This window comes from Ruegeria sp. BF8, assembly GCF_056538625.1.
Window position 1 is genome coordinate 257539 of sequence record NZ_JBQFTL010000002.1, and the last position, 25024, is coordinate 282562.

At 63.0% G+C, this 25024-nt stretch carries 21 protein-coding genes and 1 tRNA gene; 17 read left to right on the forward strand and 5 right to left on the reverse strand.

Annotated features, from left to right (window positions below):
- Window positions 1-3 precede the first annotated feature (3 nt).
- Window positions 4-474: a nucleoside deaminase gene (locus tag ACR0LD_RS08815; RefSeq protein WP_480636512.1), complete on the reverse strand. Its 471-nt coding sequence runs from the start codon at window positions 472-474 to the stop codon at window positions 4-6.
- Between ACR0LD_RS08815 and ACR0LD_RS08820 the strand changes: the two genes are divergently transcribed.
- The 16 genes from ACR0LD_RS08820 (at window position 473) to ACR0LD_RS08895 (ending at window position 17766) form a co-directional block, all read left to right on the forward strand.
- Window positions 473-1348: a pseudouridine synthase gene (locus tag ACR0LD_RS08820; RefSeq protein WP_480636514.1), complete on the forward strand. Its 876-nt coding sequence runs from the start codon at window positions 473-475 to the stop codon at window positions 1346-1348. The genes ACR0LD_RS08815 and ACR0LD_RS08820 overlap by 2 nt on opposite strands.
- Before the next feature lie 177 nt (window positions 1349-1525).
- Window positions 1526-2440: a 5-bromo-4-chloroindolyl phosphate hydrolysis family protein gene (locus ACR0LD_RS08825; protein ID WP_480636516.1), complete on the forward strand. Its 915-nt coding sequence runs from the start codon at window positions 1526-1528 to the stop codon at window positions 2438-2440.
- A gap of 30 nt (window positions 2441-2470) precedes the next feature.
- On the forward strand, window positions 2471-3661 hold the full coding sequence (locus ACR0LD_RS08830; RefSeq protein WP_170364697.1) for a toxic anion resistance protein: 1191 nt from the start codon (window positions 2471-2473) through the stop codon (window positions 3659-3661).
- 13 nt (window positions 3662-3674) lie between these two features.
- Complete coding sequence (locus ACR0LD_RS08835; RefSeq protein ID WP_170357199.1) at window positions 3675-4628, forward strand: DUF2927 domain-containing protein; 954 nt, start codon at window positions 3675-3677, stop codon at window positions 4626-4628.
- A gap of 22 nt (window positions 4629-4650) precedes the next feature.
- Window positions 4651-5799 carry an SPFH domain-containing protein gene (locus tag ACR0LD_RS08840; protein WP_170357198.1) on the forward strand — a complete coding sequence of 383 codons (1149 nt, stop codon included), beginning with the start codon at window positions 4651-4653 and terminating at the stop codon, window positions 5797-5799.
- A gap of 9 nt (window positions 5800-5808) precedes the next feature.
- Window positions 5809-6126: a CPCC family cysteine-rich protein gene (locus ACR0LD_RS08845; protein WP_480636518.1), complete on the forward strand. Its 318-nt coding sequence runs from the start codon at window positions 5809-5811 to the stop codon at window positions 6124-6126.
- 6 nt (window positions 6127-6132) lie between these two features.
- Window positions 6133-7248: a TFIIB-type zinc ribbon-containing protein gene (locus tag ACR0LD_RS08850; protein ID WP_170365570.1), complete on the forward strand. Its 1116-nt coding sequence runs from the start codon at window positions 6133-6135 to the stop codon at window positions 7246-7248.
- 99 nt (window positions 7249-7347) lie between these two features.
- Entirely contained in the window at window positions 7348-8028 is a 681-nt protein-coding gene (locus ACR0LD_RS08855) for a nitroreductase family protein (RefSeq protein WP_170365568.1), read from the forward strand.
- 24 nt (window positions 8029-8052) lie between these two features.
- Entirely contained in the window at window positions 8053-8490 is a 438-nt protein-coding gene (dtd, locus tag ACR0LD_RS08860) for a D-aminoacyl-tRNA deacylase (RefSeq protein WP_170340719.1), read from the forward strand.
- Window positions 8490-9593: a glycerate kinase type-2 family protein gene (locus tag ACR0LD_RS08865; RefSeq protein ID WP_480636520.1), complete on the forward strand. Its 1104-nt coding sequence runs from the start codon at window positions 8490-8492 to the stop codon at window positions 9591-9593. Before dtd ends, ACR0LD_RS08865 begins: the two co-directional genes overlap by 1 nt.
- A 51-nt stretch (window positions 9594-9644) precedes the next feature.
- On the forward strand, window positions 9645-11639 hold the full coding sequence (locus tag ACR0LD_RS08870; protein WP_480636522.1) for a CocE/NonD family hydrolase: 1995 nt from the start codon (window positions 9645-9647) through the stop codon (window positions 11637-11639).
- Between the two features lie 127 nt (window positions 11640-11766).
- On the forward strand, window positions 11767-13353 hold the full coding sequence (locus tag ACR0LD_RS08875) for an ABC transporter substrate-binding protein (protein WP_480636524.1): 1587 nt from the start codon (window positions 11767-11769) through the stop codon (window positions 13351-13353).
- 15 nt (window positions 13354-13368) lie between these two features.
- Entirely contained in the window at window positions 13369-14325 is a 957-nt protein-coding gene (locus ACR0LD_RS08880; RefSeq protein WP_170340107.1) for an ABC transporter permease, read from the forward strand.
- A complete protein-coding gene (locus ACR0LD_RS08885; protein ID WP_170340710.1) occupies window positions 14322-15137 on the forward strand; it encodes an ABC transporter permease in 816 nt (271 codons plus the stop codon). Before ACR0LD_RS08880 ends, ACR0LD_RS08885 begins: the two co-directional genes overlap by 4 nt.
- On the forward strand, window positions 15134-16771 hold the full coding sequence (locus ACR0LD_RS08890) for an ABC transporter ATP-binding protein (protein ID WP_170357191.1): 1638 nt from the start codon (window positions 15134-15136) through the stop codon (window positions 16769-16771). Before ACR0LD_RS08885 ends, ACR0LD_RS08890 begins: the two co-directional genes overlap by 4 nt.
- A 158-nt stretch (window positions 16772-16929) precedes the next feature.
- The gene (locus tag ACR0LD_RS08895) at window positions 16930-17766 is read left to right on the forward strand and encodes an alkaline phosphatase family protein (RefSeq protein ID WP_480636525.1); all 837 of its coding nucleotides are present in this window, start codon (window positions 16930-16932) and stop codon (window positions 17764-17766) included.
- Between the two features lie 6 nt (window positions 17767-17772).
- Here ACR0LD_RS08895 and ACR0LD_RS08900 read toward each other — a convergent pair whose 3' ends face one another.
- The 4 genes from ACR0LD_RS08900 to ACR0LD_RS08915 form a co-directional block, all read right to left on the reverse strand.
- On the reverse strand, window positions 17773-18696 hold the full coding sequence (locus tag ACR0LD_RS08900) for an alpha/beta hydrolase (protein WP_480636527.1): 924 nt from the start codon (window positions 18694-18696) through the stop codon (window positions 17773-17775).
- A gap of 12 nt (window positions 18697-18708) precedes the next feature.
- The gene (locus tag ACR0LD_RS08905; RefSeq protein ID WP_170369560.1) at window positions 18709-20598 is read right to left on the reverse strand and encodes an acyl-CoA synthetase; all 1890 of its coding nucleotides are present in this window, start codon (window positions 20596-20598) and stop codon (window positions 18709-18711) included.
- Window positions 20599-20752: 154 nt separating this feature from the next.
- Window positions 20753-22573 carry an ABC transporter transmembrane domain-containing protein gene (locus ACR0LD_RS08910; protein ID WP_170340700.1) on the reverse strand — a complete coding sequence of 607 codons (1821 nt, stop codon included), beginning with the start codon at window positions 22571-22573 and terminating at the stop codon, window positions 20753-20755.
- A 128-nt stretch (window positions 22574-22701) separates the two neighbouring features.
- A tRNA-Gly gene (locus tag ACR0LD_RS08915) sits at window positions 22702-22775 on the reverse strand.
- 307 nt (window positions 22776-23082) lie between these two features.
- Between ACR0LD_RS08915 and ACR0LD_RS08920 the strand changes: the two genes are divergently transcribed.
- Window positions 23083-24972: a PhoX family protein gene (locus ACR0LD_RS08920; protein ID WP_480636529.1), complete on the forward strand. Its 1890-nt coding sequence runs from the start codon at window positions 23083-23085 to the stop codon at window positions 24970-24972.
- Window positions 24973-25024 lie beyond the last annotated feature (52 nt).

Here is a 25024-nt window from a genome sequence, read left to right on the forward strand (position 1 = left end):
GCCTCAGCCCTTGGACCCGCCAACACCGCGCTGCGCGGCAAAGAAATCGCGCAGCAACTGGGCGCAGTCCTCGGCCGCAATTCCGTCATAGACCTCCGGGCTGTGATGGGCCTGAGGGTGCGAGAACACCCGCGCCCCATGCGCCACGCCGCCCGATTTCGGATCGGCGGCCCCATAGTAGATCCGCCGGATCCGCGCGGCCGCCAGCGCCGCGGCGCACATGGCGCAGGGCTCCAGCGTGACATACAGGTCATGCCCCGTCAGCCGCTCGGACCCGACGGCCCGGCAGGCGGCGCGCAGGGCCAGGATCTCGGCATGCGCGGTCGGGTCGTGCAACTCGCGCGTACGGTTGCCGTCTGCCGCGATGATCCGGCCATCGGGCGCCACAATCACCGCGCCCACCGGAACCTCGCCCCGATCACCCGCCGCGCGCGCCTGTTCCAGCGCCTTGTCCATATGCGTTCTGAAGACCATGCCCCTGACTGCCCCAGAAACCCACCTTTCGCAAGCCGCGCCGATGCGCTATGCGCAGGGCATGAGCAACACCCCTCCTCCTGGCGACCGGATCGCCAAAGTGCTGGCCCGTGCCGGCATCGCCTCGCGCCGCGAGGCCGAACGCATGATCGAAGCGGGCCGCGTAACCGTGAACGGCAAGACCATCGACAGCCCGGCGCTGAACGTCACGCCCGGCGACAGGATCACCGTCGACGGCAAGCCCGTGGCCGAGCCCGAACCCGCGCGCCTGTGGCTGTATCACAAGCCAACCGGCCTTGTGACCACGAACCGCGACGAAAAGGGCCGCCCTACGATCTTCGACAATCTGCCCGAGGACATGCCCCGCGTCATGAGCGTCGGCCGGCTGGACCTGAATTCCGAGGGCCTGCTGCTGTTGACCAATGACGGGGCCATCAAGCGCAAGCTTGAACTGCCCTCGACCGGCTGGCTGCGCAAATACCGGGTGCGGATCAACGGCCGCCCCAAGGATGAGGATTTCGCCCCCCTGCGCCAGGGTCTTGTGATCGAGGGCGACAAGTTCCAGCCCATGACCGTGACGCTGGACCGCCAGCAAGGCGCGAATGCATGGCTGACGATCGGACTGCGCGAGGGCAAGAACCGGGAAATCCGCCGCGCGATCGAAGACATCGGCTTTACCGTGAACCGGCTGTTGCGCGTGTCCTACGGGCCATTCCAGCTGGGCAATCTCAAACCCGGCGAGGTCGAGGAAATCCGCCGCCGCGTTCTGCGCGACCAGTTGGGTCTGGAACCTGAAACCCCACCGGCTGCTGCGAAACGCCCAAGCCGCCCTCAAAGATCCCGCAGGCCGGTCGGCAAGAAATCACGCAATTGACGCGGGTTATCGAACCTTCCCCCTAGCGCCAAGCCCCTTGATCCCCTAGGTTTTCAAGGGGACAACCGCAGTTGGAGGACGTCATGTCCGGGACCGGAGTGCAAAAAATGGCCTACGCGGCCCTACTGGTACTGTTGTTCGGCGTCTGCACCGGTTGGCTTGGGGGGCTCTGACGCCATGGCCAAACGATACGGCGGAAAGTTCAGCCCCGACGGCCAGTCCGACACCGACGCGCCCGCCCCGCGCGGGCAATACGATGGTGCCCGAGTGAACCCGGTCGGCGCCCGCGCCAATGTGATGTTCGTTCCGGCGATCCCGCTGGTCTTTCTGTCGCTCAACGACGGCGCGATCGGGATGACACTTGGATTGGTCGCCGCCGGCATTCTGACCGCTGCGGCCTTTCTGCTGCGCGAAGGGTTGAAGGCCGAGGATGCCTACAACGCACGCCGCACCGCGCGCCGCCCAGCCTTTCCCCGCAAGATCTTCTCGTCGGTGTTGACCGGGCTGGGGGTGGGTCTGGCCGCTTATCGCAACGACTATCTGGATGCCGAGACCGCCAGCCAGGTCAGCCTGCTGGCGCCGGTCTTGTTCGGCGGCGTGGCAACGGCCCTGCATTCCGTCGCCTTCGGGCTCGACCCGATGAAAAACAAAGGCATGGAAGGTGTGGACACCTATCAACAGGACCGGGTCGCCCGCGTGGTCGAAGATGCCGAAGCCCATCTGAACCAAATGACGGATGCCATCAAACGGGCCGGCGACCGCAGGATCGAAGCTCGGGTCGAGCGGTTTCAGACCACCGCTCGCGATCTGTTCCGCACGGTCGAGGAGGACCCGCGCGATCTGGCCGGTGCCCGCAAATACCTGACCGTCTATCTGCAGGGCGCCCGCGATGCGACGATCAAGTTTGCCGATGTCTTTGCGCGCACCCGCGACCCGCAGGCTCTGTCCGATTACTCGGCGCTGCTGGACGACCTCGAGCAGAATTTCTCGGCCCGCACCCGAAAGATGCTATTGGATGACCGCAGTGATCTGACGGTCGAAATCGACGTGCTGCGTGAACGACTGCAGCGCGAAGGCGTCCGGCTCGACTGACCGGCCAAACCAAGAACAGGGAAGCTTCTCATGTCTGACGAAATCAAGAAAAAGGCGGCCGAGGCCGAAACGCTGGTTCAGGAAGTTGCAGCAGTCTCTTTGCCCGAGCCGAGTTCCGAGATCGTGCCGTTGGAAGAGGCCGACGAACCGGTGGGCGCCGAAATCCGCAAGCGCATGTCCGAAATCGACATGGGCGACACCAACTCGATCGTTGCTTTTGGATCGGCTGCGCAGGCCGAGCTGCAGGAAATCAGCCAGGCCATGCTGGCTGACGTGCGCAACAAGGATGTCGGCCCCGCCGGTGACAGCCTGCGCGACATCGTCACCACGATCCGCGGCTTTTCCGTGTCTGAACTGGACGTGCGCCGCGAGCGCAGCTGGTGGGAGAAACTGCTGGGCCGCGCCGCGCCTTTCGCCAAGTTCACCGCGCGCTACGAAGAGGTGCAGGATCAGATCGACCGGATCACCGACAACCTTCTGTCGCACGAGCACACGCTTCTGAAGGACATCAAGTCTCTGGATCTGCTGTATGAAAAGACGCTGGATTTCTATGATGAACTGGCGCTGTACATCGCGGCCGGCGAAGAGAAGCTGACCGAACTGGACAGCCATGACATCCCCGAGAAAGAGGCCGAGGTGCAGGCCGCCCCGGAAGATCAGCAGGTGATGAAGGCGCAGGAACTGCGCGACCTGCGGGCCGCCCGCGACGATCTGGAACGGCGTGTGCATGACCTGAAGCTGACGCGACAGGTGACGATGCAATCGCTGCCCTCGATCCGGCTGGTTCAGGAAAACGACAAGTCGCTGGTGACCAAGATCAACTCGACGCTGGTGAACACCGTGCCGCTGTGGGAAACCCAGCTGGCGCAGGCGGTCACCATCCAGCGCAGCGCCGAGGCCGCCGCCGCCGTGCGCGACGCCAACGATCTGACGAACGAGCTGCTGACCTCGAACGCCGCGAACCTGCGCCAGTCGAACAAGATGATCCGCGAGGAAATGGAGCGTGGCGTGTTCGACATCGAAGCGGTCAAGAAGGCCAACGAGGATCTGATCGGCACGATCAATGAAAGCCTCGCCATCGCCGACGAGGGCAAGGCCCGCCGCGCCGCCGCAGAAGAAGAGCTGAAGAAGATGGAAGCCGAACTGCGGGACACCTTGGCTTCGGCCAAGGCTCGGAAAGACGGGCTGGGCGACACGGCCGGAACCGCCGTTCCGGGCTGAGGAGAGATCGCAGGTGCGGCTTCGGAGATTTCTAGGGCACGGGTTGGGGGCAGCTGCATTGCTGATCTTGGCCAATTGCGATGACGCGCTCGAGTCCTCGATTGCCCCGCAGGCGCGCCCGTCCCAGCCGCAGTTGGCCAATGCTTATGTCGAACCTTCGGCCGCAAGCCGGGATCTGGCGCGATATTATCAGCGCGTCGAGCGCGACCTGTTGACCCGTGGTCTGATGCGTACAGACGGTGGCGGGCCGGACACCCCGTTTGATGCGGATGATTTGGCGCGGAATTTCGAAGCCATCGCGTTCTACAGCGAGTATCCCGGCGCCGCCGTATCCGGCAGCAGCCAACGTACCATCGGAAGGCTAAGCCGCTGGTCTGGCCCGGTCCGGATACAGGCAGAGTTCGGGCCGTCAGTATCGCCAGACCAACGTGCGGCCGACAAGGAACAGATCCGGGCCTATTCCGAACGCATGTCGTCCTTGACTGGCCACCCGATCTCGACCGTAACCAGAAACGCGAACTTCCATGTGTTCGTCTCCGGCGATGATGATACGGAATTCGTGCAAACGCGACTGCGCCAGTTGTTTCCCAATATCGGACAGGCTCAGTTGAACCTGTTTCAAGATTTACCGCGCTCGTTCTATTGCTTTGTCTTCGCCTCGGCGTCGAACGGGGCACCCAACACCTATACTGGTGCGGTTGCGTTGGTGCGGGCCGAGCACCCTGACTTGATGCGGCTGAGCTGCATCCATGAGGAAATCGCCCAGGGGCTGGGCCTGCCCAATGACAGCCCACGGGCGCGGCCGTCGATCTTCAATGATGACGACGAATTCGCCCTGCTGACCAGCCATGACGAAAAGCTGCTGACGATGTTGTATGATCCGCGCCTGAAACCCGGCATGACCGCGCAAGAGGCCGCGCCGGTGGTGCGGATCATCGCCCGTGAATTGATGGGGCAGTCGCTCTGACCCCGATGACAGGAGAACCCAGATGGGAATTTTCGATTTTCTGACCGGAGAATTCATTGATGTCATTCATTGGGTGGACGACACCCGCGACACGATGGTCTGGCGGTTCGAGCGCGAAGGCCACGAGATCAAGTATGGCGCCAAGCTGACCGTGCGCGAGGGCCAGGCGGCCGTATTCGTGCACGAAGGCCAGCTGGCCGACGTGTTCACGCCCGGCCTCTACATGCTTGAGACCAACAACATGCCGATCATGACGACGCTGCAGCACTGGGATCACGGGTTCCAGTCGCCGTTCAAGTCCGAGATCTACTTCGTCAACACGACCCGGTTCAACGACCTGAAATGGGGCACCAAGAACCCGATCATGCTGCGCGACCCGGAATTCGGCCCGACCCGGATCCGCGCCTATGGCACCTACACGATTCGTGTCAAGGACCCGGCCCGTTTCCTGGTCGAGATCGTCGGCACCGATGGCGAATTCACCATGGACGAGATCAGCTTTCAGATCCGCAACATCATCGTGCAGGAATTCAGCCGGGTCATCGCAGGCTCGGGCATTCCGGTTCTGGACATGGCCGCCAACACCGCCGATCTGGGCAAGCTGATCGCGGCCGAGGTCTCGCCTGTGCTGGATGGCTACGGGCTGGAAATGCCGGAATTCTACATCGAGAACATTTCGCTGCCACCGGCGGTCGAGGCGGCGCTGGACAAGCGTACTTCGATGGGGCTGGCGGGGGATCTGGGCAAATTCACCCAGTATTCCGCGGCCGAGGCGATGACGGCGGCCGCCAGCAACCCGAACGGAGGCGGTGGCATGGGTGCTGGCCTTGGTATGGGAATGGGCATGGCGATGGCGAACCAGATGTCGAACATGGCAGCGGGTCAGCCGTCTGGCCCGTGGGGCGCGCCCGCGCCCGCTGCCCCGCAACCATCAGCGCATGCGGCCCCGCCGCCCCCGCCGCCAGTCGAGCATGTCTGGCATATCGCGGTGGATGGCCAGACGAGCGGTCCGTTCTCGAAGGCCAAGATGGGCCGCATGGCCAGCGAGGGAGAAATTACGCGGGACACTTTCGTGTGGACGCCCGGTCAGGACGGCTGGAAGAAAGCGGGCGAGGTGCAGGAACTCGCGCAGCTGTTCACGATCCTGCCGCCTCCGCCGCCCGGGGCGTGAGGCATCGGCATGCCCGCATCGCGGAAACGCTCGAAGACAGGCGGGCGCAAAGCGCCGCAGCCGCCGCAATTCATCTGCCCGTGCTGCGGTTATGTCACCCTGGCCAAGCGCGGGGCCTACCTGATCTGCGCGATCTGCTTTTGGGAGGACGAGGACATTCTGTACGACAAGAACCCCCGCGAGCCCTCTGCCGCCAATCACGGCCTGACGCTGGCCGAGGCGCGCGAGAATTTCAGGGCGATCGGGGCCTGCGAAACGGCGATGCTGCCGCATGTCCTGCCTGAGGAGCAGCGCGCAGCCTATCTTCACTTTCCCCTCGACACGTGACCACCCATGACACAGCCCCCTGCTCCGCCACCCGGTTCTGCGGAACATCGTTTTCCATGTGACAATTGCGGCGCGGACTATCGGTTCGACCCGCAATCCGGCACGCTGACCTGTGACCATTGCGGCCATTCCGAACCGATCGGGGCTGGCCCCTGGGGCGGCGCCAGCCTGCGCGAACTGGACTTCGACGCCGCCATCGCCGACCGCTTGCCCGACAGCGAGATCGAAGAGACGCGGGTTCTGACCTGCCCCAACTGCGCGGCGCAGGTCGAGTTCGACCCCAACACCCACGCCGCGGAATGCCCGTTCTGCGCCACCCCGGTGGTGACCGATACCGGCGTGAACCGGCACATCAAACCGCGCGGCGTTCTGCCCTTTGCGCTGGACGAACGCGCCGCGCACAAGGCCATGAGCGACTGGCTGGGGCGGCTGTGGTTCGCGCCGAACGGGCTAAAGGACTATGCCCGCAAAGGCCGCAGGATGCAGGGCATCTATGTGCCCTACTGGACGTTCGACGCCGATACGAAATCGGCCTATCGCGGCGAACGGGGCGTGGTCTATTACGAAACCCGGACGGTGGTGCGTGACGGCAAGCGGGTGCAGCAGCAAGTGCCCAAGGTGCGCTGGACGCCGAAATCCGGCCGGGTGGCCCGGTTCTTCGACGACGTGCTGGTGCTGGCCTCGCAATCGCTACCCAAGTCATACACCGACGCGCTGCAACCTTGGGACCTGCCCGCGCTCGAGCCCTATCAGCCCGAGTACCTGGCCGGGTTCCGGGCCGAGGCCTACACGGTCGATCTGCAGCAAGGTTATCAGGAAGCCCGCGGCCACATGGCCCGCGTGATCGAGCGCGACGTCCGCTTTGACATCGGCGGCGACCGGCAGCGCATCCACGCGATCGAAACCGAGATCTGCGACGTGACCTTCAAGCACATCCTGCTGCCGGTCTGGATGGCCGCGTACAAGTATCGCGGCCAGACCTATCGCTTTGTCGTCAACGGTCGCACCGGTCAGGTGCAGGGTGAACGGCCCTGGTCGGCGATCAAGATCACGATTGCGGTGGTCCTGGGCCTGCTGGCGGCAGCCGGCATCGGGTATCTGGTGGCGACCGGACAGCAATGACCGCTGGGTTCCGCCGCCGAAAACTCTGCCTCGGAACCCCTTGAACATCCCAGCCTTCTCACCCATCCTGCCGCCGGCTGCCCCGGAGGAGAGGACGACGTGACCCTGGCCGATCTGAACACGCTTCTGACCGCGCGCCAGTCCTGCCGCGCCTTCCGGTCCGATCCGGTGCCGCGGGGTGACATCGAACAGATTCTGACCAGCGCCGCCCAAGTGCCCAGCTGGTGCAACGCGCAGCCCTGGCAGGTGGTCGTGACCAGCGGCGCGGAAACGGATGCGTTCCGCAGCGCCTTGCGGGCCGAAGCCAAGACCGGCCAGGCGCAGCCCGACCTGCCCTTTCCGACCGGCTATTCCGGCGTCTATCAGGACCGGCGCCGCGCCTGCGGATGGGCCCTGTACGAGGCCGTGGGCGTGGAAAAGGGCGACCGCGCTGGATCGGCCCGGCAGATGATGGAAAACTTCAACCTGTTCGGCGCCCCGCATTGCGCCATCCTGTCCAGCCCGGCGGAACTCGGCCCCTATGGCGCGATGGATTGCGGCGGGTTTGTAACGGCTTTCACCTTGGCTGCACAGGCCTTGGGCATCGCCACGATCCCACAGGCGGCGGTGGCCGCCTATGGGCCGTTCCTGCACCGCTATTTCAACATCCCCGATGACCGGCTGATCCTGTGCGCGATTTCCTTCGGCTATCCGAATGTCGATCATCCGGCCAACCAATTCCGGACCGAGCGCGCCACGCTGGACGAGTTCGTCAGTTGGCGTGAGGCGCCGGCCGAGTGAGCGGAGTTTGAGAAAGACACTGTCATGCGCGCATTGATACAAAGGGTGTCCGAGGCATCGGTCTCGGTCGAGGGGGAAGTCATCGGCCAGTGCGGGCCGGGGCTACTGGTGCTGGTCTGCGCCATGCAGGGCGACGACGACTCGCACGCCGAGCAACTGGCGGCCAAGATTGCCAAGCTGCGGATCTTCAAGGATGACGCGGGCAAGATGAACCGGTCGGTGTTGGATATCGGCGGCTCGGCCCTTGTGGTCAGCCAGTTCACCTTGGCCGCCGACACGTCGCGCGGGAACCGGCCCGGATTTGCGGCGGCGGCCGATCCGGCAACCGGTGAACGCCTGTACGAACACTTTGCCCGCGCGCTGGCCGCGCTTGGGGTTCCGACCGAAACCGGGTCTTTCGGAGCGGATATGGCGGTGTCCCTAGTCAATGACGGCCCGGTTACGATCTGGATGGACATGTGATGACGATGCAGGATCAGGCGATCGCGATCTGGAAGGCGGGCGTTGCCGCCGTTGACGGCTATGGCGCGGTCAAGGCGGCACTGCCTAATGTTCCGCGCCCCGATTTGATTCTGGCGGTGGGCAAGGCCGCGGCGGCGATGATGAATGCGGCGCAGGATCATTTCGGCAGAACACCGGGCCTTGTGGTCACGAAAGACGGCCATGCCGAAGGGCTGCCGTCACATCTGCAGGTCATCGAAGCCTCTCACCCCGTGCCCGATGCCCGCAGCCTGAAGGGTGGCCAGGCCCTGCGCGCGGCTGTTCAGGCCATGGAGCCTGGCACGCATCTGTTGCTGCTGGTCTCGGGCGGTGCGTCTTCGCTGGCCGAGGATCTTGTGCCGGGGGCCACCCTCGAAGATCTGGCGCGGCTGAACGCGCAGTTGCTGTCCGAGGGGCTGGACATCACAGCCATGAACGCCTGCCGGCGCGAGATGTCGCGGATCAAGGGCGGCGGTCTGCTGACCGGTTTCGGCGGAGCGCGCGCGACGGTCCTGGCCATTTCGGACGTGCCGGGGGACGACATCGGCGTCATCGGATCGGGCATCGGCGCCTTGCCCAACGCCCCGCAATTCGAAGCGAGTGTCGAAATCATTGCCTCGAACGCCCATGCGCGCTGCGCCGCAGCCGACGCGGCACGTGCCGCCGGTCTGGACGTTTTGGCTGAGGAAGAGGCCCTGCACGACGACTATCTGTCCGTCGCCGCAGATATCGGCGCGCGGCTGCGTCAGATGCCGCCGGGCGCGATGATCTTTGGCGGAGAGCCGACGGTCGTCCTGCCCGAAAACCCGGGCCGAGGCGGGCGCAACCAGGCGCTGGCACTGGCGTTGGCGCGCGAGATTCAAGGATGCGAGGGGCTGTGTGTCGTGGTCGGTGGAACCGACGGCACCGACGGGCCGACTGATGCGGCCGGCGGTGTCGTGACCGGCGCGACATGGGCCGATGGGGCGGACCCAGCCTTGCGCGAGGCCGATGCGGGGACGTTCCTTGAGCGAGCCGGCGCTCTGCTGGTGACCGGCCCCACGGGAACCAATGTCATGGATCTGCTTGTCGCAACGAAGGAATGAATTGACGCTTTTCCTCGCACACCATCCGCCGATGCGCCTGAGACTAGGCACATGACTCAGGCGAAGAACTCACTGGCCGAGATCGAAGACGTTCCGGATCAGGGCATCATTCTGTCGGACGGCTGCCGCCTGTCGGCGCGGATCTGGCGGCCTGTCGATGCGCCGCAGCACCCGGTGCCCGCCATTTTGGAATACCTGCCTTATCGCAAGCGCGACGGCACGACGGCGCGCGATGCCCTGACCCATCCCTGGTTTGCCAAACGTGGATACGCCTGCATCCGCGTCGACATGCGCGGCAACGGCGACAGCCAGGGACTGATGGAGGATGAATACACCCAGCAGGAACTGGACGACGCCGTCGAAGTGATCGAATGGCTGGCCCAACAGCCCTGGTGCAGCGGCGCGGTCGGGATGATGGGGATCAGCTGGGGCGGCTTCAACGCGCTGCAAGTGGCGGCGCTGCAACCCGCGCCGTTGAATGCCATCATCACCCTGTGTTCGACCGCCGACCGTTATGCCGATGACATCCATTACAAGGGCGGCTGCCTTCTGAACGAGAATCTGGGCTGGGGGGCCACCATGTGGTCGTATTCGTCCCGCCCGCCCGACCCGGCGCTGCGTGACGACTGGCGCGAGATGTGGCTGCAGCGGTTGACGGCCGAACCGTTTCTGCCCTCGGTCTGGCTGCGGCATCAGACCCGCGATGCCTATTGGCGACATGGGTCTGTCTGCGAAGACCCCGGCGCGATCCGAGCCGCGACACTGGCGGTGGGCGGCTGGGGTGATGCCTACAAGAACACGGTGCCCTGGCTGGTCGAGAACCTGACTGCGCCGGTCAAGGGCATCGTCGGCCCCTGGGTGCACAAGTACCCGCATTTTGCCGTGCCCGAACCACGCATCGGCTTCCTGCAAGAGGCGCTGCGCTGGTGGGACCGCTGGCTGAAGGGCAAAAAGACCGGAGTTGAACAGGACCCGGCCTATCGCGCCTATCTGATGGATGGCGTGCGCCCGGCGCGCTGGTATGCCGAACGCCCGGGCCATTGGATCACCGAGGATGCCAGCGCCACGTCCCACCTGCCGACGGTCACCCTTCCGCTTTCCGAAGCCGGGCTGGGTAAGGACGGCCCCTTGGATACCAAAATCCGCTCGCCGCATCATTGCGGCATGGATGGCGGCGAATATTGCGCCATCTGGCTGGGTCCGGACATGCCGGGCGACCAGCGGGCAGATGACGCTCTGTCCGCCTGTTTCGACACGACCCCTCTGACCGCAGATCTGGACATTGTCGGTGCCCCGCGCCTGCGCTTGAAGCTGAGTGTCGACAAACCACAAGCCCAGATTGCCGTTCGGCTGAACCAAATCCACCCCGACGGAGCTGCGACTCGGATCACCTATGGTGTATTGAATCTGACCCATACGGAGGGGCATTCGTCCCCCAAAACGTTGATACCCGGACAGGTCTACGACATCGAAGTTGTGCTGGACCACGTCGCCTACCGGGTTCCCAAGGACCACAGCCTGCGCGTTGCCGTCTCAAGCGCCTATTGGCCGCTGATCTGGCCTTCGCCGGAAACAGCGGAGCTCCACCTGACAGGCGGCACGTTCACGATCCCCCAGCGCGACAGGTCGGATCGGGATGAATGGCAATTTGCCCCACCCGATGCGGACTCTCCGTGGCAAGTGACCCAATTGCGAGAGGCGACCCATGCGCGGCGCGTCGAAACTGACATGACGACCGGCGTCATCGATCTGGTCATCGAAGATGATTTCGGCTTGGTCGAAGACGCGGATCATGGTCTGGTCAGCGGCGGAACCGCTTTTGAACGGTGGTCGATCCATCCGGACGATCCGCTGAGCGCGCGCGGTTGCTGCGAATGGGTACAAGAGACCCGTCGCGACGGCATCCAACTGCGAACCGAGGCCAATTGCGAGATGTGGTCGGACCGATCCAGCTTTCATCTGCGCGCGACGCTTGATGCCTTTGAAAACGATGTGAAGATTTTTTCCAAAACCGTGGAGGACACCATACCTCGTGATCAGATGTGATTTTGCTGGTGGCAAGTCCCCGAGATTTGACCTTGCCCGCCGCGACGAAATGCGCCAACGTTGACTCATGCGTCAATAAAAAGCCCGTAAAACGGGCACACAAAACACTCAACTGGGAGATATCCGAATGAACGAACAACTCACTCACATGGCCAGCCAGGTGACCGCCGGAAAACTGACCCGACGTGAATTCATGGGGAAGGCAGCCGCATTGGGTGTATCGGCTGCCATGGCCAGCACCGTCTTCGCCGACGCGGCCCGCGCCGCTGGCGCCAAGAAAGGTGGCGATCTGAAACTGGGCCTGCAGGGCGGTGAATCCACAAACTCGCTGGACCCGGCCACCTATGCCAGCTCGGTTCCGTTCCAGAACGGCAAGCAGTTCGGTGACCAACTGGTCGAAGTCGCCCCCGACGGCACGATCGAGCCGCGCCTTGCCGAAAGCGTTGAAGGCAGCGCCGATGCCAAGGTGTGGACGTTCAAACTGCGTCAAGGGGTCGAGTTCCACAACGGCAAGACCATGACCAGCGAGGACGTGCTGAAAACGATGCAGCGCCACTCGAACGAAGATTCGAAGTCGGGCGCGTTGGGCATCATGAAGGGCATCGAGTCGATGAAGGCCGATGGCGAATATTTTCAGGTCACCCTGAACGAGCCGAACGCCGATCTGCCTTACCTGATGGCCGACTATCACCTGATCATCCAGCCGGACGGCGGAATGGACAACCCGGGCGCCGGTATCGGCACCGGTCCGTACAAGCTCGAAGCGGACGAACCCGGTGTGCGCCACCTGTTCACCAAATTCGAAAACCACTGGAACCCGGATTTCGGCAACTTTGACAGCGTCGAAGTTGTGGTCATCAACGATGCCACGGCCCGGACGGCTGCGCTGCAGTCGGGTCAGGTCCACGCGATCAACCGGGTTGAGCCCAAGGTTGCCGACCTCTTGGGTCGTGCGCCCAACCTGACCGTACACTCCACGGCAGGACGCGGCCACTACGTGTTCATCATGCATTGTGACACGGCGCCGTTCGACGGCAACGAACTGCGGACCGCTCTGAAATACGCGATCAACCGCGAAGAGCTGGTCGAGAAGGTACTGCGCGGCTATGGCTCGGTCGGGAACGACATGCCGATCAACGCAGCATACCCGCTGTTCGATGAGACGATCCCGCAGCGTGAGTTCAGCGTCGAAAAAGCCGCGGAACACTACAAGAAGTCCGGCCATGACGGGTCGCCCATCATTCTGCGTGTGGCCGACGGAGCCTTCCCTGGCGCCGTGGATGCCGCAGCCCTGTTCCAGCAGACTGCCCAGCAGGCCGGCATCCCGCTTGAGATCAAGCGCGAGCCGAATGATGGCTACTGGTCCGAAGTCTGGAACGTACAGCCGTTCTGCGCGTCCTACTGGGGTGGCCGTCCGGTGCAGGACCAGATGTACGCAACGGCCTACCTGTCCACCGCCGACTGGAACGACACCCGGTTCAAGGTCAAAGAGTTCGACGACCTGCTGTTTGCCGCGCGTGCCGAGCTGGATCCGGCAAAGCGCAAGGCCATCTACAGCCAGATGGGCATGATGGTCCGTGACCAGGGCGGCCTGATCTGCCCGATGTTCAACGACTTTGTCGAGGGCATCAGCAACCAGCTGGATGGCTGGGAGACTGATCCGACCCAAGAGATGATGAACGGCAACATGTCCCGCAAGATGTGGTTCGTCTAACTCGGATCGACAGGTATGCATCCTATTATCAAACTGGTTTCCCAGCGCCTGGCGCTGGGATTCCTCTTGCTGTTTGGCGCTTCGGCCCTGATTTTCGGGTTGACCGAGGCCCTACCCGGAGACGCCGCGCAAGCCGTCCTGGGGCAGTCCGCCACCCCTGAATCCCTTGCCAACCTCCGTGAGGAGATGGGGCTGAACCGTCCCGCCTTGACCCGGTATTTCGAATGGCTTGGCGGAATTGTCCAAGGTGACATGGGCACGTCCCTGACCAACAAGCTGGACATCGCCGAGTCGGTTAGCAACCGATTGGGCAATACGTTGTTTCTTGCCTTTTGGGCGGCCATCGTCTCGGTCCCCCTAGCAATTTTTCTTGGCCTCGTCGCGGTACGCTACCGCAACCGCTGGCCCGACAAGCTGATCTCAGCCGTTACTCTGACGACAATCTCGATCCCGGAATTCCTGATCGGCTACGTCCTTGTCTATTTCATCGCGGTCAAGCTGGGCATGTTCTCGCCGCTGGCGATGATCAATGACAGCATGTCCTTTTGGCAAAAGCTGAACTCGATCGCGCTGCCCGTGATCGTGCTGACCATGGTGGTTCTGGCGCATATGATGCGCATGACTCGCGCCGCGATTTTGAACGTGATGCAGTCGGCCTATGTCGAAACGGCCGAACTGAAGGGCCTGAGCAACTTCAAGGTCATCTGGCGCCATGCCTTCCCGAACGCCATCGCCCCCATCGTGAACGTGGTGATGCTGAACCTGGCCTATCTGGTCGTGGGTGTCGTCGTGGTCGAGGTGGTGTTCGTCTATCCCGGCATGGGACAGTATCTGGTGGACCATGTGACCAAGCGCGATGTGCCGGTGGTGCTGGCCTGCGGCGTCATCTTTGCCGCCATCTATATCGGGCTGAACATGGTTGCCGACATCGTCGCGATCCTGGCCAACCCAAGGCTGAGGCACCCGAAATGAAGAACATCCCAATCTCTGCAATGATCGGGCTGGCCTTCACCGCCCTGTATTTCATCATCGCCGTCTTTGCGCCCTTCCTGGCGCCCTACGGCATGGCCGAGGTGGTCGGCGACGTGTGGGAGCCCTCGAGTTCGGAATTCTGGCTGGGCACCGACAATATCGGCCGCGATCTTCTCAGCCGAATGATCTATGGCGGGCGCACCACGATCTTCATCGCCACCGCCGCCACCATCCTCAGCTTCGTCACCGGTTCGATCCTGGGCTTTCTGGCGGCCGTGCTGGGAGGCTGGGCCGATCAGGTGATGTCGCGGACCGTGGACCTGATCATGTCGATCCCGTCGCTGATCACCGCGCTGGTGGTTCTGGCCATGGTGCCGGTCACCATCCCGGTTCTGATCGTGGTCATGGGCCTGCTGGACGCCACCCGCGTCTATCGTCTGGCCCGGGCCGTGGCCGTTGACATCGAAGTCATGGACTATGTCGAGGCCGCCAAGCTGCGCGGTGAGGGCCGCGGCTGGATCATCTTCCGCGAGATCCTGCCCAACGCGCTGTCCCCGCTGGTGGCCGAACTGGGCCTGCGCTTCATCTTCATGGTGCTGTTCGTCTCGACCCTGTCGTTCCTGGGCCTGGGCGTTCAACCTCCGCTGGCCGATTGGGGCGGTATCGTGAAAGAAAACAAGGACGGCATCGTCTATGGCATCGGCGCGGCGCTGTACCCGGCGGTGGCCATCGCCACGCTGGCCATCTCGGTCAACCTGGTGGCCGACTGGATCCTGAACCGCACCACATCGCTGAAAGGAGGCCGGGGATGAGCGATACCCTTCTCAAGGTCCGCGACCTCAAGATCGGCGCAACCGTCTACCCGCCGGGCGAAAAGCCCCGCGACATCGAAATCGTGCACGGGGTCAGCTTTGACCTCGAGCGCGGCAAGGTGCTGGGGCTGATCGGGGAATCCGGTGCGGGCAAATCGACCATCGGGCTGGCATCGATGGCTTATGGCCGGGGCGGCGTTAAGATCACCGGCGGTGAGGTCTGGGTGAACGGGCGCGACATCCTCAAGACGTCGCTGTCGGATATCCGCAAACTGCGCGGCGGCGAGGTGACCTATGTGTCGCAATCGGCGGCGGCGTCCTTCAATCCCGCCAAGAAGATCATGGATCAGGTGGTCGAAGCCGCGGTCGAGCAGAAGAAGTTCAGCCGCAAAGAGGCCGAGGCCCGTGCGCGTGAGCTGTTCGCCAAGCTGGGCCTTCCCGACCCGGACAACATCGGCAACCGCTATCCGCACCAGGTCTCGGGCGGGCAGCTGCAGCGTTGCATGACGGCGCTGGCGCTGTGCCCCGAGCCGGATCTGGTGGTGTTCGACGAACCCACGACCGCGCTCGACGTGACCACCCAGATCGACGTCCTGATGGCGATCAAGGAAGCAATCCGCGACACCGGCGTGGCCGCGCTGTACATCACCCACGATCTGGCGGTCGTGGCGCAGGTCAGCGATGACATCATGGTGCTGCGCATGGGCGACACGGTCGAATACGGCACCACCGACCAGATCATCAACAACCCACAAGAAGAGTACACGCGGGCGCTGGTCTCGGTCCGTTCGATCGAACACGAGGAAAAACAGCCCACGCCCGAACCCGTGCTGCAGGTCGATGGCATCACGGCCCGTTACAAGGGGCTGAATTTCGACGTGCTGCACAACGTCAATGTCGAGGTACATCCGGGCCAGACGCTGGCGGTCGTGGGGGAATCGGGGTCGGGCAAGTCCACGCTGGCCCGGGTGATCACCGGCCTGCTGCCCCCGCGCGACGGCGAGATCACCTTTGCCGGGCGCAAGCTCAGCCCCGATCTGGCCGGACGCTCGCGCGAGGACCTGCGCGAGTTGCAGATGATCTACCAGATGGCCGATGTTGCGATGAACCCGCGCCAGACGGTGGGTACAATTATCGGCCGGCCGCTCGAGTTCTACTTCAACATGCGCGGCGCCGAGAAGCGCAAGCGCATCGTTGAACTGCTGGACGAGATCGAACTGGGCGAAGGTTTCATCGACCGGTACCCGGCCGAGCTGTCCGGCGGTCAGAAACAGCGTGTGTGCATCGCCCGCGCGCTGGCGGCCAAGCCCAGGATGATCATCTGTGACGAGGTCACCTCGGCGCTGGATCCGCTGGTGGCGGACGGCATCCTCAAGCTGTTGCTGGACCTGCAGAAGATCGAGGACGTGGCCTATCTGTTCATCACCCATGACCTAGCGACGGTGCGCGCGATCAGCGACAGCATCGCCGTGATGTATCAGGGGCGCGTGGTGCGCTATGGACCCAAATCGCAGGTGCTGAGCCCGCCGTTCGACGACTATACCGATCTGCTGCTCAGTTCGGTGCCGGAAATGCATCTGGGCTGGCTGGAAGAGGTCGTGGCCCACCGCAAGATGGAGAGCGCCGGCAACTGAGCCGCTGGCTGTGCAAGCCGACAAAACACTCTGAAATCCCGACACTTTGTTTCTATCGAAGTGTCGGGATTCTCTCATTCCGGACGGGAACAGGCAGCCTTGGCTGACCGAATCTCCTAGGGTGGGCCAAACAAGTGATCCAATACGAGGGCCATGCGATGGACCGCAAGCTTCTGCTCATCATTCTCGACGGAGTTCCCTGGCGCAATTTCCGCCGGCTATTCGGCAACCTCGAAGGCTGGGTCGACAGCGGCGAAGCGCGGGTTTGGAAGCTGCGTTCGGTGCTGCCTTCGATCTCGGCCAGCTGCTATGCCTCGATCCACACGGGCGTGACACCGCAGGAGCATGGCTGCACCGGAAACGGCAACGTGTTCCGGCTGGACCACAAGGACATATTCAGCCAGGTGCGCGAGGCCGGCGGCCTGACCGGGGCCGTTACCCACAGCTTCTGGTCGCAGTTCTTCAACCGCCACCCTTTCGACTATGTGCGCGACATCGAATACGACGAGCCGGACAGCGCCACCATCAACCACGGCCGCTTCCACTCGATGACGGGCTATGGCAAGGCGAACCAGATGACTCCGTCCGACGTCGACCTGTTCGCGACTCTGACGAACCTGTGCCTGCGGTTCGGGCTGGATTACGGCATTCTCCATACCTGTACGCTCGACAGCATGGGCCACCGCTTCTACCACGACTGTGAAGAGATGGATCACGCCTGCTTCGTCATGGACGAGATGCTGGCCCCTTTCATCCCCCGCTGGCGGCAGTTGGGATACGAGGTGATCGTGACCGCCGATCACGGCCAGGACGAGCGCGGCCACCACGGCGGGCGCAGCGCGCTGCAGCAGGAAACGGCGCTCTACTATTTCGGCGATGCCGAGGGCCCCGATGCGGAAACGGTCATTGACCAGCTGCAGTTGGCGCCCACGATCCTGACCCGCATGGGCGCTCCGGTGGCCGAGACGATGAAGGCCAAGCCGTTCCTGCGCTGAGCGCCGTCAGTCGTAGTTCCACAACCCCTGCCCCAGCGCCTCGACCGCGATCGAGATCCGCTCGAAACTGTCGGCGGCGCGGGTCACCGAATGGCGGGCGCGCAGGTAGCCATGCACGAGGCCGGCCTCGTTGATCCAATGCGCCTGCCCGCCGGCGGCGGTGATTTTGGCGCAGTACGCGGCTCCGTCATCACGCAGGGGATCGCAGTCGGCGGTCACCACCACCGTCGGCGGCAGCCCGGAAAAGTCTGTATCGTGCAGCGGGGCGAATGTGGGGTCATGTTCCGGGACGGCGCCGCCACACCGGACTTTTTCATAGAACAGGACCTCGTCGCGCGTCAGCATCGGGGCGTGGGCGTGTTCGATATACGATCCCTGGTTCGGGTCGCCACCCAAACCGGGATAGATCAGAACCTGCCCCAGGATGTTCCCGATGCGCCCGCGCGCGTGATGGGCGACGGCTGCGGTCAGGCTTCCGCCCGCGCTGTCCCCGGCCAGAACCAGCGGATCGCCGAATTCGGATTCCACCCAGTTCACCGCGGTCCAGCAATCCTGGAACTGCGCCGGATGAACATGTTCAGGACACAGGCGGTAGTCGACCGCCACCACCCGATAGCCAGTTTGGGCGCACAGTTCGGCGCAGACGTCATCGTGGCTGTCCAGCCCGCCCACGACGAACCCGCCGCCATGCATGTAGACGACGGTTCGGGTTGGATCTCCGCAGGAATAGACGCGCACCCCGACCCCATCGGCCGAGCTGTCCCGCGTTTCGACGCCCGGTGGACGCGGCTGCCGAAACGCGCGGCACATGTCGTCATAGACGCGGCGCTGGTCCTCGATGGACCGATCCACCGCGTCTTCGGGATAGCTTTCGGCGGTGCGCCGGATGAACGCCCAGGTCTCCTCGTCGATCAGACGTTCATAGTCCATTGCCCCTCCGGATCAGTCGGCCCACTCCCACGGCCGGGTGAAGTTGCCCAGCACTTGGTTCACATCGTCTTCGGATGAGCCGTTCGCGTCAAGCTGCGCGACAAGGCCGCGCTTTTTGTCGTCGATGACCGACACGACCCGCGCCGCAACGCCGGCGGTTTCCAACGCCTGGTTGTAGACCCGAGTGATCGCCTGTTTGCGCAGTTCTGGCTTGAATACTTTGCCCACCGCCGTCTTCGGCAGTTCGGGCAAGATGGTCATGTGCTTGGGATGCGCGGCGCGTTCGTGCACGTGCACCTTGCAGTATTCCAGAAGTTCTTCCTCGGTCACGCTGGCGCCTTCGACCAGTTCGACAAAGGCACAGGGCACCTCGCCCGCATGGGCGTCGGGCTGGCCGATAGCGCCGGCAAAGGCCACCGCGTCATGACCCAGCAAGGCCTCTTCGATCTCGGCCGGGTCGATATTGTGACCGCCGCGGATGATCAAGTCCTTGGCACGGCCCGTGATCCACAGATACCCGTCCGCATCGAACCGACCCAGGTCGCCGGTGCGCAGGTACTTGTCGAAATAGTAGAGATCGACGTTCTTGTCTTCCTCGGTATAGGTGTTCCCGGCATAGACACCCGGGTTCGACACGCAGATCTCGCCCACTTCGTCCACCGCGCATTCCTTGGGGCCGTCGGGACTGTCGCGCAGGATCTTGACGTCGGTGTACGGGAACGGAATCCCGATCGAGCCAATTTTCTTCTCGCCATCCACCGGGTTGCAGGACACCAGGCAGGTGGCCTCGGTCAGGCCATAACCTTCGACGATGGTCACACCGGTCGCTTTCTCGAACCGGCGGAACAGTTCGACCGGCAGCGGAGCCGAACCCGAGAAGGCCGTCTTGACGGTCGAGATGTCGGCATCCACCGGACGCTGCATCTTGGCCGAGATCGCCGTGGGCACGGTGATGATGAACGAAACTTTCCAACGTTCGATCAGCTTCCAGAAGTTGTCGAACACGCCGTCGCCGCGATAACCGGCGGGGGTCGGGAACACCACATGGGCGCCCGACGACACCGCCGCCATCACGATCACATGGCAGGCAAAGACGTGGAACATCGGCAGCGGGCACATGATCACGTCCTCTTCCGAGAACAGCAGCGTGTGGCCCAGCCACCCATTGTAGATCATGCCGGAATATTTGTGCTGCGCGACCTTGGGCATACCTGTGGTGCCGCCGGTATGGAAATAGCAGGCAACCCGGTCCTCTTTGCTGTCCTCGAAGGTCAGCGTGGTGGGTTGCTTCGCCAGTTCCTTGTTGAAATCCAGATAATCGGCGTGGGCCAGATGCTCTTTGTCGGCCATCTTGGGCCGGACCAAAGGCACGATCCACGATTTCGGCGGCGTCAGGTACCGGTTCAGGTCAATCTCCAACACGGTGTTGACACCCGGCGCGTGGCGCACGGCCTCGGCGACCTTCTGCGCGACGTCCGTTTTCGGGAATGGCTTCAGCGTGACCACGACCTTGGCCTTGGTCTCACGCAGGATCGACGCGATCTGCTCTGGCTCGAGCAGCGGGTTGATCGGGTTCACGATCCCGGCCACCGCGCCGCCCATCATGGTGACCAGCGTCTCGTTGCAGTTGGGCAGCACATAGGCCACCACGTCGTTTTCCTTGACCCCCAAAGAGCGGAACAGGTTGGCCGCCTGGTTCGTCTTGGTCAGCAGTTGCGACCATGTCAGGGTTTCGGCCTTGTCCTTGGGGCCGGACAGGATCTGGAAACTGATCGCGTTGCGATCCGGGAACTTGGCGGCCGTCCGCGAGAGCAGTTGATGGAACGTGACGGGGACGTCGCGGTCCTCCCACGGCATTTCCTGCTCCATTCTCAGTTTGTCTTCCTTGCCCACAAAGGCCATGTGGTTCCTCCCCTTTTTTACCCTGCATTTTTGCAGGCTGTCTTGCGTCCAAGATGTAAGCAAATGCAGCCCTGCGCAAGCGAGGGCTTACCCTCGGGCAAGGGGAAAAAGTAGAATGACGCTACGGCGGTTCGCGAAATGCCCGCGCGTCACTTCACTCGGCGGCCACACCATCGGTGAACTGGAGACGCGCCAGACGCGCATAAAGCCCATCTTGCGCCACCAGATCGTCATGGGTGCCCTGCGCCACGATCCGGCCGTTCTCCATCACCACGATGCGATCGGCCTTTTTCACGGTGGCCAGACGGTGCGCCACGATCAGGGTGGTGCGCCCGGCGCGCATCTGGTCGACAGCGGCCTGAACGGCGCGCTCGCTCTCGGCGTCCAGCGCCGAGGTCGCCTCGTCCAGCAGCAGAACCGGAGCGTCGCGCAAAATCGCCCGCGCGATGGCGATGCGCTGTTTCTGACCGCCCGACAGCATCACGCCGCGTTCGCCGACGAAACTGTCATAGCCTTCGGGCAGGGCCGAGATGAAATCATGCGCCGCGGCGGCACGGGCCGCGGCCTCGACCTCGGCATCCGAGGCGTCCAGCCGTCCGAACCGGATGTTTTCGCGCGCCGAGGCCGCAAAGATCACCGGATCCTGCGGAACCAGCGCCATGTGCTGCCGGAAATCCGAGCGGCGCATGTCGCCCAGATCGATCCCGTCTAGGCTGACCTGACCGGCCTCGGGGTCGTAGAACCGCTGGATCAACTGGATCACGGTCGTCTTGCCCGCGCCCGAGGGTCCGACGAAGGCCACCGTCTCGCCCGGGTTCACTGTCAGCGACAGGTCGTCCAGTGCCAGAACGTCTGGCCGGGCCGGGTAGCGGAAGGTGACGTTGTCAAAGGTGATCTGTCCCTTGACCGGCTGCGGCAGCGCCTTGGGTTGTGTCGGGTCGTTGACCGTATCTTCGGCGTTCAGCAACTCGACCAGCCGCTCGGTGGCGCCTGCGGCACGCTGCAGCTCGCTCCAGATTTCGGAAAGCGCGGCCACGGACCCGGCCATGATGATCGAATAGATCACGAACTGGATCAGCACGCCCTCGGTCATCACGCCATTGCGCACATCGTTCGCCCCCATCCACAAAACGCCGACGATCCCCGAAAACACCAGAAAGATCACGATCACGGTCAGAACCGCCCGGGTCTGAATACGGCGCAGGGACACATGGTACGAGGTCTCGGTCATGTCACCGAACTGGCGGCGGCTGGCGTCCTCATGGGTGAACGCTTGTACGGTCTGAACGGCGCCCAGCGCTTCGCCTGCATTGCCCGACGAGGCGGCGATCCAATCCTGGTTTTCGCGGCTGATGACCCTCAGCCGACGCCCGAGAACCAGGATCGGCACCACCACCACCGGGATCAGCAGCAAAACCAGCCCGGTCAGCTTGGCCGAGGTCAGCAACATCAGCACAAGCCCGCCGATGAACATCAGGAAATTCCGCAATGCGATCGACACCGACGACCCCAGAACGGATTGGATCAGCGTGGTGTCGGTGGTGATACGGCTCAGGACCTCACCGGTCATGATGCGTTCGTAGAAGGCGGGGCTCATGCCGATGACGCGGTCAAAGACTGCCTTGCGGATGTCAGCCACGACCCGCTCGCCCAACCTGGTCACCAGCATGTACCGGATACCCGTTCCCACCGCCAGAACCGCCGCGATGCCCAGAGCCGCCAGGAAATACCAATCGAGCAGTTCACCGTCTTCGATGCGGAAGTTGTCGACCACGCGCCGCACCGCCAAAGGCAAGGTCAGGGTCATGCTGGCCGTCAGAACCAGCGCCAGCGTCGCCCCAAGCATCAGCAGCCGATAAGGTTTCATGAACGGCCACAAAGAGGCCAGCACGCCCAGCTTCCGGGATCCGGGTCGATCTTCATGAGCACCGGGCGCCTGCACGTTTGCTTGGTTGGCGGAGCGTGTTCTTGCCATGCCTGACCCTTTTTACCTTCTGGGACTCGCGATATGGCTTCTTGGCGGCGCAGGCGCGCCGGGTCAAGGAGACTGCGCGCAATAGCACCCCGACAAGGGCTTTTTGACGCAACTTATTCCGGAGAGGTTGGAGCGGGTAGACGGAATCGAACCGACATAGCCTGCTTGGAAGGCAGGGGCTTTACCATTAAGCTATACCCGCTTGGTGAAGGGCTGAGTAGTCCATGCCCGGGCCGTCGTCAAGAACCGAAATCCACCTACGCATCGCTTTTGCGACTGCCTGCTTGCGGTCAACCATTGCGGACTGCGCGGCCAACCGCCCATCGCTCTGAATTGCACTTGTTTTGGGGTCGCGCACTGGCGCAGCATACGATTTCAGTGCTTGCCGTTCGCGAAAACCTGCCTAGCGTTTGTACCGCCCCAAACTGTTAATGGGGTTGTTAAGTACCTGTAACAATCAGTTCCTAAATCCGTTTCACAAATTCATTCCGACAGCGAGGAAACATCCAATGAAAGACGTTGATCCAGCCACCCTTTCCGCCGACGATTGGGACGAACTGCATTTTCCCCGACCCGACGAAAACGACTTTGACCGCGTCGTCGAAAGCGCCCTGTCGCGACGCGGCTTTCTGGGCGGAGTGTTGGCCTTCGGGTCGGGCGCTGCGGCCATGGGCAGCGGTCTGCTGGGGTCGACCTCAGCCTACGCACAGACCGCTTCTCGTTTTGCGTTCACTCCGATCGCGGCCCAGACCGATGGCACCGTGCATGTACCCGAGGGGTATGAATGGAAAGTCCTCATGCGCTGGGGCGATCCGCTGTTCTCCGAGGCTGACGGGTATGACATCACCGATGGTGGACCGGTCGAAAACTCGGACAAGGTTTTTGGCGAAAACACTGATGGTATGGAAACCTTCTCGTTCCAAGGGCACCAGTTGATCGCCATCAATCACGAGTATCCCAATCGCAAAATCAACCTGCCCGCAGCGCAGGAAGGTGTGCCCGCAAACGCGGATGACGTTCGAAAGTTGCAGAACCTGCAGGGTGTGACGGTGATGGAAATTGCCGAAACCCCGGATGGCTGGACCGTGGTCAAGGACAGCCCTTTCAATCGCCGAATTCACCACAACACCCCCATGAAGATCGTGGGGCCGGCAGCTGGCCACGACCTGCTGAAGACCGAGGCCGATCCGACCGGCACAACGTCGCTGGGCACGATGAACAATTGCGGCTCGGGCAAGACACCTTGGGGCACCTACCTGACCTGCGAAGAGAACTTCAACGGCTACTTCGGCTCCAGCAACGAAAGCGCGACATATACTCCAAAGGTCGCGGATGGCTTCAAGCGATACGGCATCAAGGCCGAAAGCTGGAACGGGTACGAATTGTTCGATCCGCGGTTTGACACCTCGAAGAACCCCAACGAACCACATCGCGTCGGCTGGGTGGTCGAAATCGACCCGACCGATCCCAACAGCACCCCGGTCAAGCATACCGGACTTGGGCGGTTCAAACATGAAAACGCCGCGGTCGAGTTGGCCAAGGATGGTCGCATTGTCGTCTATATGGGCGATGATGAGCGGGGCGAATACCTGTACAAATTCGTCTCGAACGGCGTCTACACCCCCGGCGGGGATACCGAAGGTCTGCTGGATGACGGCACGCTGTATGTTGCCAGATTCAACGACGACATGTCCGGTGAATGGGTGCCGCTGACACCGGAAACCACCGGCATGGACGAAGCCGAGATTCTGATCTTTGCCCGCATCGCGGCGTCTGAGGCCGGTGGAACCACGATGGACCGACCGGAATGGGTTGCAACCAGCCCGGTTCTTGCCGAGGCCTATTGCTGCCTGACCAACAACAAGAACCGTGGCGTCAAACCCAACGCGGGTGGCGATGATACTTCGGTCAATGGCCCCAACCCTCGGGAAACCAACAAATTCGGGCAGATTGTTCGCTGGCGGCCAGCCAACCAGGATCATGCAGAAACGGCGTTTCAGTGGGATCTGTACGTCATGGCCGGCAATCCGACAGTGCATTCCGATGCGTATGCCGGGTCCGAGAACGTAAACGAAGGCAACCTGTTCAACTCGCCCGACGGGATGATGATCGACAGCACCGGCGTGGTCTGGATCCAGACCGACGGGAACGACGACAACGAAGGCGATTTTGCAGGCCATGGCAACAACCAAATGCTGGCTGGCGACTCGATCACGGGTGAAATCGTTCGATTCATGACCGGCCCGAACGGCTGCGAGGTGACCGGTCTGACATGGTCGGCCGACCGCCGGACCATGTTTGTAGGCATCCAGCACCCCGGTGGATCCTGGCCAGATGGGGGCACGCCGCGTTCCTCGATCATCGCGATCAAACGCAAGGACAACGGACAGGTCGGCTGAACCGTCTTACCTCAGCGATCACCCCCGGCGAAGCGTCGGGGGTGACAGTGCT

Coding starts and splice junctions, on each gene's coding strand:
- ACR0LD_RS08840 (WP_170357198.1), top strand. CDS start 4,651: ATGGGAATTTTCGATTTTCTGACCGGAGAATTCATTGATGTCATTCAT.
- ACR0LD_RS08865 (WP_480636520.1), top strand. CDS start 8,490: ATGACGATGCAGGATCAGGCGATCGCGATCTGGAAGGCGGGCGTTGCC.
- ACR0LD_RS08880 (WP_170340107.1), top strand. CDS start 13,369: ATGCATCCTATTATCAAACTGGTTTCCCAGCGCCTGGCGCTGGGATTC.
- ACR0LD_RS08895 (WP_480636525.1), top strand. CDS start 16,930: ATGGACCGCAAGCTTCTGCTCATCATTCTCGACGGAGTTCCCTGGCGC.
- ACR0LD_RS08920 (WP_480636529.1), top strand. CDS start 23,083: ATGAAAGACGTTGATCCAGCCACCCTTTCCGCCGACGATTGGGACGAA.
- ACR0LD_RS08910 (WP_170340700.1), bottom strand. CDS start 22,573: ATGGCAAGAACACGCTCCGCCAACCAAGCAAACGTGCAGGCGCCCGGT.
- ACR0LD_RS08850 (WP_170365570.1), top strand. CDS start 6,133: ATGACACAGCCCCCTGCTCCGCCACCCGGTTCTGCGGAACATCGTTTT.
- ACR0LD_RS08900 (WP_480636527.1), bottom strand. CDS start 18,696: ATGGACTATGAACGTCTGATCGACGAGGAGACCTGGGCGTTCATCCGG.
- ACR0LD_RS08885 (WP_170340710.1), top strand. CDS start 14,322: ATGAAGAACATCCCAATCTCTGCAATGATCGGGCTGGCCTTCACCGCC.
- ACR0LD_RS08820 (WP_480636514.1), top strand. CDS start 473: ATGCCCCTGACTGCCCCAGAAACCCACCTTTCGCAAGCCGCGCCGATG.
- ACR0LD_RS08875 (WP_480636524.1), top strand. CDS start 11,767: ATGAACGAACAACTCACTCACATGGCCAGCCAGGTGACCGCCGGAAAA.
- ACR0LD_RS08905 (WP_170369560.1), bottom strand. CDS start 20,598: ATGGCCTTTGTGGGCAAGGAAGACAAACTGAGAATGGAGCAGGAAATG.
- ACR0LD_RS08890 (WP_170357191.1), top strand. CDS start 15,134: ATGAGCGATACCCTTCTCAAGGTCCGCGACCTCAAGATCGGCGCAACC.
- ACR0LD_RS08845 (WP_480636518.1), top strand. CDS start 5,809: ATGCCCGCATCGCGGAAACGCTCGAAGACAGGCGGGCGCAAAGCGCCG.
- ACR0LD_RS08825 (WP_480636516.1), top strand. CDS start 1,526: ATGGCCAAACGATACGGCGGAAAGTTCAGCCCCGACGGCCAGTCCGAC.
- dtd (WP_170340719.1), top strand. CDS start 8,053: ATGCGCGCATTGATACAAAGGGTGTCCGAGGCATCGGTCTCGGTCGAG.
- ACR0LD_RS08830 (WP_170364697.1), top strand. CDS start 2,471: ATGTCTGACGAAATCAAGAAAAAGGCGGCCGAGGCCGAAACGCTGGTT.
- ACR0LD_RS08870 (WP_480636522.1), top strand. CDS start 9,645: ATGACTCAGGCGAAGAACTCACTGGCCGAGATCGAAGACGTTCCGGAT.
- ACR0LD_RS08815 (WP_480636512.1), bottom strand. CDS start 474: ATGGTCTTCAGAACGCATATGGACAAGGCGCTGGAACAGGCGCGCGCG.